Source organism: Caballeronia sp. BCC1704 (genome assembly GCF_902833455.1).
Taxonomy (GTDB): Bacteria; Pseudomonadota; Gammaproteobacteria; order Burkholderiales; family Burkholderiaceae; genus Caballeronia.
Genome location: NZ_CADFFT010000002.1, coordinates 95,557 through 110,531 on the forward strand (window position 1 = coordinate 95,557; position 14,975 = coordinate 110,531).

At 65.3% G+C, this 14,975-nt stretch carries 14 protein-coding genes; 6 read left to right on the plus strand and 8 right to left on the minus strand.

The window, feature by feature from the left end; translation table 11 throughout:
* Window positions 1-17: 17 nt before the first annotated feature.
* Entirely contained in the window at window positions 18-1,220 is a 1,203-nt protein-coding gene (locus tag HWX53_RS10290) for a glycosyltransferase (protein ID WP_175940759.1), read from the minus strand.
* A gap of 456 nt (window positions 1,221-1,676) precedes the next feature.
* Between HWX53_RS10290 and ispH the strand changes: the two genes are divergently transcribed.
* Both ispH and hpnH read left to right on the plus strand, forming a co-directional pair.
* Window positions 1,677-2,651: a 4-hydroxy-3-methylbut-2-enyl diphosphate reductase gene (ispH, locus tag HWX53_RS10295; RefSeq protein ID WP_175940760.1), complete on the plus strand. Its 975-nt coding sequence runs from the start codon at window positions 1,677-1,679 to the stop codon at window positions 2,649-2,651.
* A 14-nt stretch (window positions 2,652-2,665) separates the two neighbouring features.
* Entirely contained in the window at window positions 2,666-3,820 is a 1,155-nt protein-coding gene (hpnH, locus tag HWX53_RS10300; RefSeq protein WP_175940761.1) for an adenosyl-hopene transferase HpnH, read from the plus strand.
* A gap of 69 nt (window positions 3,821-3,889) precedes the next feature.
* Here hpnH and HWX53_RS10305 read toward each other — a convergent pair whose 3' ends face one another.
* The 4 genes from HWX53_RS10305 to HWX53_RS10320 all read right to left on the minus strand — a co-directional run bounded on the left by HWX53_RS10305 (window position 3,890) and on the right by HWX53_RS10320 (window position 6,966).
* Complete coding sequence (locus HWX53_RS10305; protein WP_208454789.1) at window positions 3,890-4,285, minus strand: type II toxin-antitoxin system VapC family toxin; 396 nt, start codon at window positions 4,283-4,285, stop codon at window positions 3,890-3,892.
* Entirely contained in the window at window positions 4,282-4,521 is a 240-nt protein-coding gene (locus tag HWX53_RS10310) for a type II toxin-antitoxin system Phd/YefM family antitoxin (RefSeq protein WP_175942317.1), read from the minus strand. The genes HWX53_RS10305 and HWX53_RS10310 overlap by 4 nt, the downstream gene beginning before the upstream one ends.
* Before the next feature lie 143 nt (window positions 4,522-4,664).
* Window positions 4,665-4,859: a YbdD/YjiX family protein gene (locus HWX53_RS10315; RefSeq protein WP_086967065.1), complete on the minus strand. Its 195-nt coding sequence runs from the start codon at window positions 4,857-4,859 to the stop codon at window positions 4,665-4,667.
* Window positions 4,860-4,881: 22 nt separating this feature from the next.
* Window positions 4,882-6,966, minus strand: a complete 2,085-nt coding sequence (locus tag HWX53_RS10320; RefSeq protein ID WP_175940763.1) for a carbon starvation CstA family protein — start codon at window positions 6,964-6,966, stop codon at window positions 4,882-4,884.
* A gap of 160 nt (window positions 6,967-7,126) precedes the next feature.
* Here HWX53_RS10320 and HWX53_RS10325 point away from each other — a divergent pair, with 160 nt between their 5' ends.
* Window positions 7,127-8,539 (plus strand): cache domain-containing protein, encoded by a 1,413-nt coding sequence (locus HWX53_RS10325; RefSeq protein WP_175940764.1) that lies wholly within the window; start codon window positions 7,127-7,129, stop codon window positions 8,537-8,539.
* On the plus strand, window positions 8,529-9,167 hold the full coding sequence (locus HWX53_RS10330) for a response regulator transcription factor (RefSeq protein ID WP_175940765.1): 639 nt from the start codon (window positions 8,529-8,531) through the stop codon (window positions 9,165-9,167). The genes HWX53_RS10325 and HWX53_RS10330 overlap by 11 nt, the downstream gene beginning before the upstream one ends.
* Before the next feature lies 1 nt (window position 9,168).
* Here the strand turns inward: HWX53_RS10330 and HWX53_RS10335 are convergent, their stop codons facing one another.
* Window positions 9,169-9,786, minus strand: coding sequence for an ABC transporter substrate-binding protein (locus HWX53_RS10335; protein ID WP_175940766.1), 618 nt, complete (start codon window positions 9,784-9,786; stop codon window positions 9,169-9,171).
* Between the two features lie 263 nt (window positions 9,787-10,049).
* On the opposite strand from HWX53_RS10335, the gene HWX53_RS10340 reads away from it, so the two are divergent.
* Entirely contained in the window at window positions 10,050-12,707 is a 2,658-nt protein-coding gene (locus HWX53_RS10340) for an MMPL family transporter (protein WP_175940767.1), read from the plus strand.
* Between the two features lie 2 nt (window positions 12,708-12,709).
* On the plus strand, window positions 12,710-13,663 hold the full coding sequence (locus HWX53_RS10345) for a VacJ family lipoprotein (RefSeq protein WP_175942319.1): 954 nt from the start codon (window positions 12,710-12,712) through the stop codon (window positions 13,661-13,663).
* Between the two features lie 55 nt (window positions 13,664-13,718).
* On the opposite strand, the gene HWX53_RS10350 is transcribed toward HWX53_RS10345, so the two are convergent.
* Window positions 13,719-14,192, minus strand: coding sequence for a hotdog domain-containing protein (locus tag HWX53_RS10350; RefSeq protein WP_175940768.1), 474 nt, complete (start codon window positions 14,190-14,192; stop codon window positions 13,719-13,721).
* Between the two features lie 120 nt (window positions 14,193-14,312).
* Window positions 14,313-14,969 (minus strand): phosphorylase, encoded by a 657-nt coding sequence (locus HWX53_RS10355; RefSeq protein WP_244140130.1) that lies wholly within the window; start codon window positions 14,967-14,969, stop codon window positions 14,313-14,315.
* Window positions 14,970-14,975: the final 6 nt, after the last annotated feature.

Consider the following 14,975-nt stretch of genomic DNA (forward strand, 5'->3'; position numbering starts at 1 on the left):
CCCGCGCCGCCGCCCGATCAAGAACCTTCCTGCGTCGGCGCCTGAACGCGCGCCTTCCACTGACCGCCCTTGCCGCTCCAGTAGCGCACGGCCGAACCGACCGTAGCCGAAACGTAGAACAGCGCGACGAGCGGCAACAGCGGCGCCCACAACAACGACCGCCGGTAGTAACGCAGCATCGGGCCATAAGCGATGCACATCATCGCCCAAGCCGCGCAGGCGGGCCATGCGCGCGCGCCCCACGCCAGCGCGAAGACCGGCGGGACCAGATAGATCACCGCCATGCCGAGCACCGTGCCGGCCAGCAGCAGCGGCGAATAGCGCAACTGCGTGAACGCGGTGCGGGCGATCATGTTCCAAATTTCGCGCCAGTCGTCGTACGGGCGCAGCGACTCGCTGCGGTCCGCGAGATCGAGGCGAATGGGGCGCGCGTCCGCCTTGCCCGCGCGATGCTTGATGCGCAGCGCGAGACTGCAATCGTCGATCAGTTCGCCGCGAATCGATTCGATGCCGCCCGCCTCCGCCAGCGCCGAACGGCGCACGAGCATGCAGCCGCCCGCCGCGCCTGCGGTCATCTTGCGTCTGTCGTTGACCCAGGCGAACGGGTACAGCTTCGCGAAGAAGAACACGAACGCCGGAATCAGCGCCTTCTCCCACGGCGAATCGCAGCGCAGGCGCACCATCAGCGAAACGAGATCGCGATCCTCCAGAATGGTACGCGCGACCAGTTGCGTCGCGGCATCGGCCGGATGGTAGATGTCGGCGTCGGTGAGCAGCAGGAATTCGGCGGGAAGACCAAGCGTGTCGATTGCATTGATGCCCTGCGACTGCGCCCATACCTTGCCCGACCATCCCGGCGGCAACGGCTTGCCCGTCAGCACGGTCAGGCGGTCTTCGAGGCCGAGATCGCGGGCCGCGGCGAGCGCGACGGCGGCCGTGCCATCGGTGCTGTGATCGTCGACGACCACGACGTGGAACGCGCCCGCATAGTCCTGCTTCAGCAAGGAGCCGACCGCGCGGCCGATCACGTCGGCTTCATTGCGAGCGGGCACGACCGCGACGAGCGCGGGCCACGCGCCGCGCCGCGCGATCTCCGCTCGGCCGACGGCGTGCACCGCGGCATCCGAAAGCGCGGGCGCGGGCTGCGCACGCCAGAAGCCACCTCGCGCAACGAGCAGCACGATCCAGATCAGGAATGACAGCCAGGCGATGAGTAACATGAATTTGACGATTAGCTTGAACCCACGTGGCGGGCAGCGCACCCATGCGCGCGCGAGCATCGACCGCGCTCGACGGCGAAGCACGCGTTGCACGGAGGACACACGAATCAGGATGGCGGCGGCCTGCCGAAACCAGCCGCCGCGGATGTACACGGCGCGGGAAAACGCGATGCGGCAAGCGTTCGCGCCGTCCCAGGCGACCGACAGTTTAATGGCTTTGGCGCGCGGGCGTATCGACGTCGCGCCGCACGCGTTCGCCCGCGCCGCGCGGCGAGCGCTCAAAAAGGGAACGCGTTAGAATACGCGGTCAATCTCGGCGCGCAGACAAACTTACCGGGTCCTTCTGCCGGTGTGCTTTCAGGACGTTGCAGGCATTGCGAATGCAACGTCAGTCAATCGAAGCGTGAGTTGCGCGTCTATTACCCGAAACCCGCGCTAGTCGGAGTTCGCTCGAACATGCGTATCATCCTTGCTCAACCCCGCGGTTTTTGTGCGGGCGTGGTCCGTGCGATCGAAATCGTCGATCGCGCGCTCGAACGGCATGGCGCCCCGGTCTACGTTCGCCATGAGATCGTTCATAACCGGCACGTTGTCGACAACCTGCGTGGCAAGGGCGCGCGTTTCGTGGAAGAGCTCGACGAAGTGCCGCAAGGCGCGGTCGCCATTTTCAGCGCGCACGGCGTGGCGCACAGCGTCGAGCGCGACGCCGAGGCGCGCGGTCTCGATGTGCTCGACGCCACCTGCCCGCTCGTGACCAAGGTTCACGTGCAGGGCCGGCAATATGTATCGCAAGGGCGCACGCTGATTCTGATCGGCCACGCCGGGCATCCGGAAGTGGAAGGCACCATCGGCCAGATTCCCGGCAAGGTGGTGCTCGTGCAGAGCGAAGCCGAAGTCGACACCATGTCGCTGCCGCCCGACACGCCCGTCGCTTACGTCACGCAGACGACGCTTTCTGTGGACGACACGCGCGGCATCATCGACGCATTGCAGCGCCGCTTCAGCGATATCGTCGGGCCGGACACGCGCGACATCTGCTACGCGACGCAGAACCGGCAGGCCGCGGTGCGCGAGTTGTCGTCGCAGGTCGATGTCCTGCTCGTGGTCGGCGCGACCAACAGTTCCAATTCGAACCGTCTGCGGGAGATCGGCACCGAGAGCGGCGTGCCGAGCTATCTCGTCGCGGACGGTTCCGAAATCAAGCCCGAATGGTTTGCGCATGCGCAGACGGTCGGCATCACGGCGGGCGCTTCGGCGCCCGAAGAAATGGTCGAACATGTGATCGATGCCCTGCGCGCCTTCGGACACGTCGAAGTCACGACGATGAACGGCCGCGAGGAAAAGGTCGAATTCAAACTCCCCGCGAAGTTGCTGCAACCGCTCGCCGCGCTGTCGGCCACGGCAACGGCAACGGCCATTCGCGAAGAATAAGGAGAGGACGCAAATTGTCTATTCCGATGCTCCAGAAGGTCCGCGTTGGCGCGTACATCGCCCGCCAGCATTTTTCGCGCAACAAGCGTTATCCGCTCGCGCTCATGCTGGAACCGCTGTTCCGCTGCAATCTGGCGTGTAACGGCTGCGGCAAGATCGACTATCCGGACCCGATCCTGAACCAGCGCCTGTCGCTGGAAGAATGCCTCGGCGCCGTCGACGAGTGCGGCGCGCCGGTTGTCTCCATTGCGGGCGGCGAGCCGCTTCTGCACAAGGAAATGCCGCAGATCGTGAAGGGCATCATCGCGCGCAAGAAGTTCGTGTATCTCTGCACGAACGCGCTCTTGATGGAAAAGAAGATGGACGATTACCAGCCGAGCCCGTACTTCGTCTGGTCCGTTCACCTCGACGGCGATCAGGCCATGCACGACCATTCGGTCTCGCAGGACGGCGTGTACGAGAAGGCGACGAAAGCGATCCGCGAAGCCAAGCGCCGCGGCTTTCGCGTGAACATCAACTGCACGCTTTTCAACGATGCCGATCCGGAACGCGTCGCGAAGTTCTTCGACACGCTCGGCCCGATGGGCGTGGACGGCATCACGGTGTCGCCCGGCTACGCTTACGAGCGCGCGCCGGACCAGCAGCACTTCCTGAATCGCGACAAGACCAAGACGCTCTTCCGCGAGATCTTCAAGCGCGGCAACAACGGCAAGAACTGGTCGTTCAGCCAGTCGGCCATGTTCCTCGACTTCCTCGCCGGCAACCAGACGTATCAATGCACGCCGTGGGGCAACCCGGCGCGCACGGTGTTCGGCTGGCAGCGTCCGTGCTACCTGCTCGGCGAAGGCTACGCGAAGACCTTCAAGGAACTGATGGAAACGACCGAGTGGGAGAAGTACGGCACGGGCAACTACGAGAAGTGCGCGGACTGCATGGTCCACAGCGGCTTCGAGGCGACCGCCGTGATGGACACGGTCGCGCATCCGCTGAAGGCGCTGGGCGTGTCGATGCGCGGGCCGCGCACGGAAGGCGCTTACGCGAAGGAACTGCCGATCGACAAGCAGCGTCCGGCCGAATACGTGTTCTCGAAGCACGTCGAGATCAAGCTGGAAGAGATCGGGCGCGCGCAGAAGAACAAGTCGTCGAAGACGGCTGCGGCGGCGCACTGAGCTTTCGTTGAAGGTTGAGATGTGCGAAGGGCGGATGGCTTGCGGGCCATTCGCCCTTTTTGTTTGCGGCTACCAGATCGTCTTGACGTGCTCATACTCGCGAATCAACCGATCCCGCGTCACGATAGGCGCCGCGAGCGCACGCGCCGTCGCGACGATCAGGCGATCCGCCGGGTCGTTGTGAAACTCGCCCGGCAAGTCGATTGACCTGATGGCGATGCTGCTATCCACGGGCATGAACCGCACCGCGTCGATTCGATTCACTTTGTCGATCCAGTCGCCGACGTCCATCGACAGTCCTATCTTGCCGCGCCGCACGAGCAGCGCGATCTCCCACGCCGAGATGGTGGAGACGACGATCTCGCCGCGTTCGCCTGACTCCTTCTCGATTGCCGCGCGCGCCTGCTTGCTGAGCGCGCCTCCGCTTACCCACCAGAGCAGCGTATGCGTGTCCAGCACGATCACCGATACGCCTCCCAATCGTCCTCGCCGATCGGCTCGAACGCGTCTTCGCAAAACAGCACGCTGCCCCGCAGTTCCTGCAGCGGCGTGAGCGCCGAGTTGTCATACCGCCGCACCTCGAGCACGGGCTTTCCATGGTCCGTCACGATCATGCTTTCTCCTGTCGATTCGACGAGCCGGAAGTATTCGAGCGCCTTTGCTTTGAACTCCGATTTCGAAACTCGCTTGTGAGACATGATATCGACCCTGGTCACGTGACGGTAGTCATTTTAGCCTCGTCCGAATGGAATAGGCAAAACGGACACTTTTCGAAGTCCAAATGAAAACGCGACGGCTCGCGCCGTCGCGTTTTCAGTCACCGCTCTCTGGAGTCAGTCACGCATCAACAACACTTCCCCGCGCCCGATCCGTACCGCGCCTCCTGCCGCTCGCGGAAAAACTCCGCGTACGTCATCACGGGCTTGTCGGGATGCGTCGTCTGCATGTGCGTGACGTACGCATCGTAATCAGGCATGCCGACCATCAGGCGCATCGCCTGGCCGAGATACCGCCCTGCTTGCCGAAGATCGCTGAACATGGCCGACTCCTGGTTCTCGTGCTCAATGACCCGAGCGCACTGCCGCGCCGCCGCCCGTGGGCATCGGTTCGAACGGCGTTTCGCGCACCGTCGGCCTCGCCTCGCGGCGCGCGCGCAGCACGGCCAGCACGGCATAGACCGCGATGCTCACCACGACGAACATGAAAAGACCGGCCAGCGCGGCATCGATGTAATCGTTGAAGATGATGCGCTGCATCTCCGGCAACGACTTCGCCGGCGCCATCACCTTGCCTGCCTCGAACGCGTCGCGCAGCTTGCCGGCATGCGCGAGGAAGCCGACCTTCGGGTTCGCGTCGAAGATCTTCTGCCAGCCGGCAGTTAGCGTGCAGATGAGCAACCACACCGTCGGCACGATCGTCACCCATGCGAAACGCTCGCGCTTCATCTTGAACAGCACGACGGTGCCGAGCGTCAGCGCGATACCCGCGAGCATCTGGTTCGAGATGCCGAAAAGCGGCCACAGCGTATTGATGCCGCCGAACGGATCGACCACGCCCTGATACAGGAAGTAGCCCCACGCCGCGACGCACAAGCCGGTCGCGACGAGATTGGCCACGAGCGATTCCGTGCGGCGCAGCGCCGGGTGGAACGTGCCGAGCAGGTCTTGCAGCATGAAGCGTCCGGCGCGCGTGCCGGCGTCGACCGCGGTCAGAATGAAGAGCGCCTCGAAGAGAATCGCGAAGTGATACCAGAACGCCATCATCGCCGGGCCGCCGATCACGCGATGCAGAATCTCCGCCATGCCGACTGCCAGCGTCGGCGCGCCGCCCGCCCGCGCCACGATGGTGGTTTCGCCCACGGCCTTCGCCGTCGAGGTGAGCATGTCCGGCGTCAGCGTGAAGCCCCACGACGTGACCGTCTGCGCGACCGCGTCCGGCGTCGTGCCGAGCAGCGCGGCCGGGCTGTTCATCGCGAAGTAGACGCCCGGCTCGATCACGCAGGCGGCGACGAGCGCCATGATTGCGACGAACGACTCCATCAGCATCGCGCCGTAGCCGATGAAACGCATGTTCACTTCGTTGTCGACCATCTTGGGCGTGGTGCCCGACGAGATCAGCGCGTGGAAGCCGGACACCGCGCCGCACGCGATCGTGATGAAGAGGAACGGGAACAGGTTGCCCGCCCAGACGGGACCGGAGCCGTCGACGAACTTCGTGAACGCAGGCATCTTCAGTTCGGGCGCGACGATCAGGATGCCGATCGCGAGGCCGAGAATCGTGCCGATCTTGAGGAACGTCGACAGATAATCGCGCGGCGCGAGCAGTAGCCACACCGGCAGCACCGACGCGACAAAGCCGTAGCCGATCAAAATCCACGTCAGTTGAACGCCCGTGAACGTGAAGAGCGGCGCGAGCGTCGGCGATTGCGCGACCTGGCCGCCGTAGGTGATCGCGAGCATCAGCAGCACGAAGCCGATGATCGACACTTCGCCGATGCGCCCCGGACGGATGAAGCGCGTATAGACGCCCATGAAGAGCGCGATCGGAATGGTCGCGGCGACGGTGAACGTGCCCCACGGCGAATTCGTCAGCGCTTTCACGACGATCAGCGCGAGCACCGCGAGAATGATCACCATGATGAGGAAAGCGCCGAAGAGCGCGATCACGCCGGGCACGGTCCCCAGCTCCATCTTGATGAGATCGCCGAGCGAGCGGCCGTCGCGGCGCGTCGAGATGAAAAGCACGACGAAATCCTGCACCGCGCCCGCGAACACGACGCCCGCCAGAATCCACAGCATGCCGGGCGTGTAGCCCATCTGCGCGGCGAGCACCGGACCGACGAGCGGACCCGCGCCCGCAATCGCCGCGAAATGGTGGCCGAACAGCACGTATTTGTTGGTCGGCACGTAATCGAGGCCGTCGTTGTGACGCACGGCCGGCGTCATGCGCAAGCCGTCGAGCTTCAACACCGTGCCGGCGATGAAGCGCGAATAGAATCGATACGCGATGAGATAGACGCAGACCGCCGCGATGACGATCCATAGTGCGCTGACCCGCTCGCCGTGCGCGAGCGCGATGGTGCCGAAAGCGAACGCGCCCAAAAGCGCGAGCGCGATCCAGACCAGGAATCCGGAAGCCCGATTCATGGTGTCTCCTATTTTGGTAAGTCTTGGATGTCCGCCCGCGCGGCTCGCGCCGTGGAGCGCCTCGGGCGTGTAGTATTCGCCTTCGTCCCGGACCTCACAACCGGACAACTACGTACGCTCGCTACGCGAAACTACGTAGAGCATCGAACGTTCCAGCGTCATGAACCTGAAAGCCAAGATTGTTGTGCTGGCGATCGTGCCGTTCGCGCTCGCCATCGGCGGTATCGAATATGGCGTGCGCCATCAGGCGACCTCGCTCGCCCGCGCCCAGCACGCGACGCTGCAAACGGCGTACATGTCCAGCAAGGAAGTCGAGTTGCGGCATTACGTCGAACTGGCGCAGAGCGCCATCGCGCCGTATTACGACGCGCCGCCCGGCGATCCGCGCAGCGACGACGAACGCCGCCAGCTTGCGCTGGATACGCTGCATCGTCTGGACTTCGGGCCCGACGGCTACTTTTTCGTCTACACGATGCGCGGCAAGTCGCTGATGCATCCGCGCCAGCCGGATCTCGTCGGACGAGACTTGTGGACCATGCGCGATCCCGCAGGCGAACTGACCATCCAGCAGTTGATCCGGGAAGCGTCGAAGGGCGGCGGTTACGTGCGCTATGTGTGGCAGCGGCCGTCCACCGGCCAACTTGCGCCGAAGCTCGGCTACGTGGTGCCGCTCGAACGCTGGGGCTGGATGATCGGCACCGGCATCTATCTGGAGGATGTGGAGACGGCGCTCACGCGCATCGACGGCCAGGCCGCAGCGAACATCGACAGAACCGTGATGTGGATCGGCGGAATCGCGCTGGCGGCGCTCGGCGTGATCGCGTTGTGCGGCGCGGTGCTCAATATCAGCGAGCATCGCAGCGCGGATGCCAAGCTCAAGCGCCTCGCGCGGCAGGTGGTGGAGTCTCAGGAGCACGAACGGGCGCGGCTCTCGCGCGAACTGCACGACGGCATCAGCCAGATGCTGGTGTCCGTCAAGCTGCTGCTGGAATCGGCGCTCGCGCGCTTCGAACGGTCGCCCACGCGCGAAGCCGCCGCCGAAGCCGCGCTCTCCACTGGCCTCGGGCGTCTCGCCGCGACCTTGCGCGAAGTGCGCCGCATCTCGCACGCGCTGCGCCCCACGATGCTCGACGATCTCGGCCTCGCCGCCGCGCTGGAGCAGCTTGCCCGCGAGATGGACGGGCAGGACGGCATCGAAGTGCGCTTCGAACGGACGGCGGACGGCAAACCGTCCGCGTTGCCCGATCCGGTGAATACGGTGCTTTTTCGCATCGCGCAGGAAGCGCTGAACAACATCGCGCGACACGCGCACGCGAGCCGGGCGACGCTCGCGCTCGACGTCGCGCCGAACGGCGTGCGGCTCGTCGTCAGCGACAACGGCCGCGGTTTCGATGCGCAAGCCGCGCTGGCCGATCCGGCGAGCGGCCTCGGCCTGCGCAACATGCGCGAGCGGCTGGACACGCTCGGCGGCACGCTTTCCATCCAGTCGCAACTGGGCCGCACGTCGATCACGGCGCATGTGCCATTGCCGCTCGCCGCCCCGAACCTGCAAGGACTTTCCGATGACGCCTGAACCCGCCCGACTGCTGCTCGTCGACGATCATCCGCTCGTGCGCGACGGCCTGCGCGCGCGGCTCGAAGCCGTCCCGCGTCTGTCTGTCACCGGCGAAGCGGGCAACGGGCATGATGCGCTCGCGCTCGCCGCCGACGAAGCCACGCGCCCCGACCTCGTGCTGATGGACGTCGGCATGGCGGGCATGAGCGGCATTGAACTGGCCGCGCGGTTCCACGAACGCTTCCCGGCTATCCGCGTGCTGATGCTTTCGATGCACGACAACATCGAGTACGTGACGCAGGCCGTCCGCGCGGGCGCGAGCGGCTACGTACTCAAGGATTCGCCCGCCGCCGAGATCATTCAGGCGATCGACGCGGTGCTCGCCGGCAAGACCTTCTTCAGCGCGGGGCTCGCGGCCCGCATGATTCAGGCGCAGGCCATGCAAACGCCGCTGGAACGGCTGACGCCGCGCGAGCGCGACATTCTCGACGCGCTCGCGCAAGGTTTGTCGAGCAAGCAGATTGCAACGCAGCATGGCTTGTCGGTGCGCACAGTGGAAACGCACCGGCTGAATCTGAAGCGCAAGCTCGCCATTGACGGACAGGCGGAACTCATCAAGTTCGCCGTGGAAAACCGGCGCGGCTAGGTCAGCCGGCCGAACGCGCGTTATGCTCGGCCAGGTATTTGATCAGCCCGTCCACGCCGCCCTTCTGAAGCTGACCGGCGAACTGCTGCTGATAGACCTGAATGAGCCACGCGCCCATCATGTCGATGTCGTAGATTTTCCAGCCCTGCGCCGTCTTGCCGAGGCGATAGCGCACCGGGTTGTCGCCGCCGGTCGAGACGACGTGCGATTCAACGACCGCATCTTTCGCGCTCGCGTCGACGTTCGGCGGGTCGAAGCGGAACGTCACGTCCTGGTCCCGCAGTTGCGCGAGCGAAGCCGCGTACGTATGCACGAGCAGCGTCTGGAACTGGTCGTAAAGCTGCTTTTGCTGCTCGGGCGTGGCGCTGGCCCACGCCTTGCCCAATGCAATGCGCGTAGTGCGCTGAAAGTCGGTAGCGGGCAGGAAGCGCGCTTGCACGAGTTGCGTGATCTTCGCCATGTCGCCGCCGCGCGCTTGCGGGTCGGCCTTCATCGCGTTGACGGTGCCTTCGACTGCACTTTTGACGACGGCCTCCGGGCTCGTTTGGGCGACCGCCGCGCCGGAAAACGACAGCGTAGCGAGGAGAAAAGCGAAGCAGACAGACAGATAGTGTTTCATGGCAACCGTTCTCTAATGATCCAATTGTTCGGCGCGGACTCGTCAGGCCGTCGAGCCAGTATATCGACAGACCAGCGGGCCGACAGTTCACCGCCGCCCGACCGCGCCGTCTCCACCGGTATACTTGCGCGGCATCAACCGCCGTCGTTGGACTCGCGGTTCGGCCGCCGAAGCGAAAGCCGGCGCGCGAACGCGGCAGCGTCACTACGCGGCTCGCACTATGCGGTCCGCGAAAATAACAGGTCACACCAGGTAGCGTCTTCATGCTGACGTCCAACATTACCCGCTTCGTCACGCTCGCCATTCGCCGGCCGGCGTGGATTATCGCCGCTTCGATTCTGCTCGGCATCCTCTCCACGATTTATGTCGTTCACCACTTCAAGATCAGCACCGACGTCAGCCAGCTGATCGAAAACGAGCCGGAATGGGCGGCACGCGGCGACGCCATCGTAAAAGCCTTTCCGCAGCGCGGCGCCACGCTGCTCATCGTCGTCGAAGCGCCCGCCGCCGAATTCGCCGATGCCGCCGCGAACGAACTCGCCGCCGCGCTCGCCAAAGAGCCGGACCGCTTCAAGTCGATCTCGCAGCCGGAAGGCGGCGAATTCTTCGCGCACAACGGCCTGCTCTATCTGCCCACCGACAAGGTCGATCAGGTCACGAAGCAGCTGGTTCAGGCGCGCCCGCTCATCAACACGCTGGCGCACGACCCCACGCTCACGGGCCTCGCGCAGACGCTGAATACCACGCTCAATGTGCCGTTGATGCTCGGTCAGGTCAATCTCGGCCAAATGGCCAATCTGCTTGGCCGCAGCGCGACCGTGCTGGACCGCGTGCTCGCGAATCAGCCCGCCGCATTCTCATGGCGCGATGTCGCGAGTCCGGGCGGCGACGGCCCCGGCCGCGCCTTTATCACCGTATTGCCGCAACTCAATTTCAGCGCGTTGAAAGCGGCCGCCGGCACATCCAACGAAATCCGCGCGGTGGCCGCGAAGCTCGGCCTCGACAAGAAATACGGCGCGACGCTGCATCTGACCGGCGCGCAACCGCTCGCCGACGAGGAATTCGCCTCCGTGCAGGACGGCGCGGCGCTCAACGGCGCGCTTACTTTCCTCGTCGTGCTGATGATTCTCTGGGTCGCGCTGCGCTCGAAGCGCATGATCCTCGCGGTGTTCATCACGCTCTTCGTCGGGCTCTCGGTGACGGCGGCGCTCGGCCTGATGATGGTGCACGCGCTCAACATGATCTCCGTTGCGTTCATGGTGCTCTTCGTCGGGCTCGGCGTGGACTTCGGCATTCAGTTCGGCGTGAAGTATCGTGAGGAGCGGCATCGGCACAAGCGGCTCGACGTCTCGCTCGCGGAGACTGCCCGGCATGTCGCCGTGCCGCTCACGCTCGCCGCGACCGCCACCGCCGCGAGCTTCTTCTCGTTCTTGCCGACCGCCTATCGCGGCGTGTCCGAGCTGGGGCTGATCGCGGGCGTCGGCATGTTCGTCGCGTACGTGACCAACATGACGCTCTTGCCCGCGCTCATCAAAGTGTTCGCGCCGCCCGGCGAGGCGAAAGCGCCCGGCTTTCCGATGCTCGCGCCGGTCGATGAATTCCTCGACCGGAATCGCAAGCCGGTGCTGGTCGGCACGCTCGTCGTCGTGATTGGCGCGCTGCCGCTGCTCACGCACTTGCGCTTCGACTTCAATCCGCTGCATCTCAAAGACCCGCACACCGAGTCGATGGCGACGCTCATCTCGCTCAAGGACTCGCCCGAAGCCGCGGTGAACGATGTCGCCGTGCTCGCGCCGTCGCTCGCGGACGCGGACCGCATCGCGGCGAAGCTCGACAAGCTGCCCGAAGTGGAACGCGCGACCACGCTGTCGTCGCTCATTCCCGCCGATCAGCCGGCGAAGCTCAAGCTGATTCAGGACGCCGCCGATCAACTGCTGCCCGCGCTGAATCAGCCGGTGGCGTCGCCGGTGACGGACGCGGTGCGGGTCGCGACGCTCAAGCGCGTGTCGAATCAGCTTTCGCTCGCCGCCGACGAGCGTCCCGGCCAAGGCGCGCCGGAAGCGAAGCATTTGTCGGCGACGCTCGCGAAGCTCGCCCAAGCCGACGCCGCCACGCGCGACCGCGCCGAGCACGCGATGGCCGAGCCGCTGCGCCTCGCGCTCGCGCAGCTTCGCGCGTTGTTGCAGCCGACGGAAATCACCCGCGCGACGCTGCCGCCCGCGATGGTCGAGTCGTGGGTGACGCCGGGCGGTCAGGCGCTCGTGAACGTGTCGCCGAAAGCGCCGCCGGGCGTCGATCCGAACGACGACACGCTGCTCGCGCATTTCGCGGATGCCGTGCAGCGGGTCGAGCCGAACGCCATCGGCGGGCCCATTTCCGTGCGCCATTCGGCCGAGGTCATCATCACCGCGTTCGAGCATGCCGCGTTGTATTCGCTGATCGCCATCACAGTGCTGCTGTGGCTCGCGCTGCGTCGTTTCGGCGACGTTCTGCGAACTTTGGTACCGTTGCTCGTTTCGGCGATCGTGACGCTGGAGTTGTGCGTCGTCTTCCGCATGCCGCTCAACTTCGCGAATATCATCGCGCTGCCGCTGATGCTGGGCGTCGGCGTCGCGTTCAAGATCTATTTCGTGATGGCGTGGCGGCAAGGACAGACGCGCCTTCTCCAGTCGAGCCTCACGCACGCCGTGATGTTCAGCGCGGCCACCACCGCGACGGCTTTCGGCAGTCTCTGGTTCTCGCATCATCCGGGCACGTCGAGCATGGGGCGGCTGCTCGCGCTGTCGCTTCTGTGCACGCTGATCGGCGCCGTCGTGTTTCAGCCCGTGCTGATGGGCAAACCGCGCAAGGTGCGCGCGGCGGACCGCGCGAGGCTGCGCGCGAGCCAGCGGCATGACAATCTAAGAGGAATTGAAGAATGAGAATGGCTCCAGCGGCGCCTGCCGCTGCCGCGCTTCGCAAGCTGGCGACGAGTTTCGCCGTCGCGGGCGCGCTTTTGATGGCTGGGTGCGCGACGGGTCCGGACCGCAATCCGCACGATCCGCTCGAACCGATGAACCGGACCATCTTCAAGTTCAACGACACGGTCGATAACTACGTGGCGCGTCCCGTCGCGCAGTTCTATGTGAACTGGACGCCGAGTCCGTTCCGCACGGCGGTCAGCAATTTCTTCTCGAATCTGGGCGATTTCAGCAACTTCGCGAACAACCTGCTGCAACTGAAGATCACGGACGCCACGCAGGATCTGATGCGCATCGCGATGAATTCGGTGTTCGGCATCGGCGGGCTGATCGACATTGCATCGCCTGCGGGCTTGCCGAAGCATCATCAGGACTTCGGCCTGACGCTCGGCCATTACGGCGTGCCGTCGGGGCCGTACGTCGTGCTGCCGCTGCTCGGCCCGAGCTCGGTGCGCGATTCGACGACATGGCTCGTCGACTGGCGGGTGAATCCGGTCAGCTATGCGGACTCGGAGATTCGCTGGCCGCTGTACGGCGTGAACTTCGTGAGCGCGCGCGCGGACCTGCTCGGCGCGACCGATCTGCTCTCGCAAGCCGCGCTCGACAAATACGCGTTCGTGCGCGACGCCTACACGCAGCGCCGCCAATACTTGCTGACGGGCGGCTCGTCGGCGTCGCTGCCCGATTACGGCGACGAAGGCGCGAGCGCGCCCGAAGGAGCGAGCGCGCCGGGCAGCAGCAGCCAGGAGCAAGGTCTGCCGAATTACGTCGATCCGGGCGCGGCGGCATCGCCTGCGGGCGGCGTCGGGCCGAAATCGCCGGCGCCGGGCGCGGGCGAGTCGAACACCGCGCCGTCGCCGAGTTCGAGCAAGTCGCAGGGTCTGCCTCAGTACGAGGACCCGGCGGAAAGCAAGTAAGCCGCTGCCGGCAGTGCTGCAAAGAGAAACGGGCGCTCAGGCGCCCGTTTTTGTCTCAATGCGCCGCTTCGGCGGTTTCTTCGCGGCCGATGTCATCGGTCGATGCTTTCGGCGCTTCCACCGCGCGCTGGTCGCGCCGATACGCTTCGAACAACTCGTCCGCATAGCGAATCTGCGTGCGGCCGTGCGGCGCCGGTTCGCCCTGTTCGTTCAGGTTGACGAACACCATCTTCTCGACGGTCAGAATGCTCTTGCGCGTAATCTTGTTGCGCACTTCGGCGCGCAGCGTGATCGACGTGCGTCCGAAATTCGTCGCCGTAATGCCCAGCTCGATGATGTCGCCCTGCCGCGCCGAACTGACGAAGTTGATCTCCGACATGAACTTGGTCACGACGCGCTGGTTGCCCAGCTGCGAGATGGCGTAGATGGCGGCTTCTTCGTCGATCCAGCGCAGCAGGCTGCCGCCGAACAACGTGCCGTTAGGGTTGAGGTCTTCGGGCTTGACCCATTTGCGAGTGTGAAAATTCATGGTGCGCTTCCTCTTACGTTCCTGCGATGACCGCGTACTTCACGCAGCAAACCTAGGGTTTTCCCTGATTATAACCAAGCTGAGGGTTAACCCGCAGAAAGCAAGACCGCGCGAACGCGACTAGTCGAAGGAAAGCGCCCGCGCCTTTTCCATCGCATGGCGCGCGTGGACGAGCGTCGTGCGGGCGGCGCGCGCATCGCCTGCGAGCCGCAGTAGCGCGCCGATTTGCGACGGCTGGCGCGCGAGTTCACGCAAGATCGGACCGATAGCGGTGGTGCCGTCATCGCGCAGGCCAGCCGTCGCGGCGGGCGGGAGCGTGCGCCACGCCGGATCGACCACCGCGCGACACACCGCGAACGGCAAGCCGCGCGCCGTCGCGATGGCGCCCGCGATATGCGACTCCATGTCGACCGCGAGCGCGCCCGTCGACGAATGCAGCGACCGCTTGTCGGACTCGCTCGTGACCGGCGCGGCGACGGCCGCCATCGGACCGGAGCGCGTGATGCGGGCGAGCGGCGATCCGCCGAAAGCCTCGACGATGCGCGCGGACCACGCGGCATCGGTCGGCAAGGTGCCGAACGGGCCCGAGACGCTCTCTGCGACGATCAGCGTTCCCGGCTCCAGATCCGGCGCGAGCCCGCCCGCCGTCCCGAAGCTGATGATGCCCGAGCAGCCCCGCGCAACGGCATCGGACAACGCGCGTTCGAGCCAGTCCGATCGCGCGGCGAACACGGCATCGACGCCGCGCCCGCGCGCGATCTTCGCCTCGAACGCCATGCCCGT

Coding starts and splice junctions, on each gene's coding strand:
- HWX53_RS10290 (WP_175940759.1), bottom strand. CDS start 1,220: ATGTTACTCATCGCCTGGCTGTCATTCCTGATCTGGATCGTGCTGCTC.
- ispH (WP_175940760.1), top strand. CDS start 1,677: ATGCGTATCATCCTTGCTCAACCCCGCGGTTTTTGTGCGGGCGTGGTC.
- HWX53_RS10315 (WP_086967065.1), bottom strand. CDS start 4,859: ATGTTCAGCGATCTTCGGCAAGCAGGGCGGTATCTCGGCCAGGCGATG.
- HWX53_RS10320 (WP_175940763.1), bottom strand. CDS start 6,966: ATGAATCGGGCTTCCGGATTCCTGGTCTGGATCGCGCTCGCGCTTTTG.
- HWX53_RS10325 (WP_175940764.1), top strand. CDS start 7,127: ATGAACCTGAAAGCCAAGATTGTTGTGCTGGCGATCGTGCCGTTCGCG.
- HWX53_RS10330 (WP_175940765.1), top strand. CDS start 8,529: ATGACGCCTGAACCCGCCCGACTGCTGCTCGTCGACGATCATCCGCTC.
- HWX53_RS10335 (WP_175940766.1), bottom strand. CDS start 9,786: ATGAAACACTATCTGTCTGTCTGCTTCGCTTTTCTCCTCGCTACGCTG.
- HWX53_RS10340 (WP_175940767.1), top strand. CDS start 10,050: ATGCTGACGTCCAACATTACCCGCTTCGTCACGCTCGCCATTCGCCGG.
- HWX53_RS10345 (WP_175942319.1), top strand. CDS start 12,710: ATGGCTCCAGCGGCGCCTGCCGCTGCCGCGCTTCGCAAGCTGGCGACG.
- HWX53_RS10350 (WP_175940768.1), bottom strand. CDS start 14,192: ATGAATTTTCACACTCGCAAATGGGTCAAGCCCGAAGACCTCAACCCT.
- HWX53_RS10355 (WP_244140130.1), bottom strand. CDS start 14,969: ATGGCGTTCGAGGCGAAGATCGCGCGCGGGCGCGGCGTCGATGCCGTG.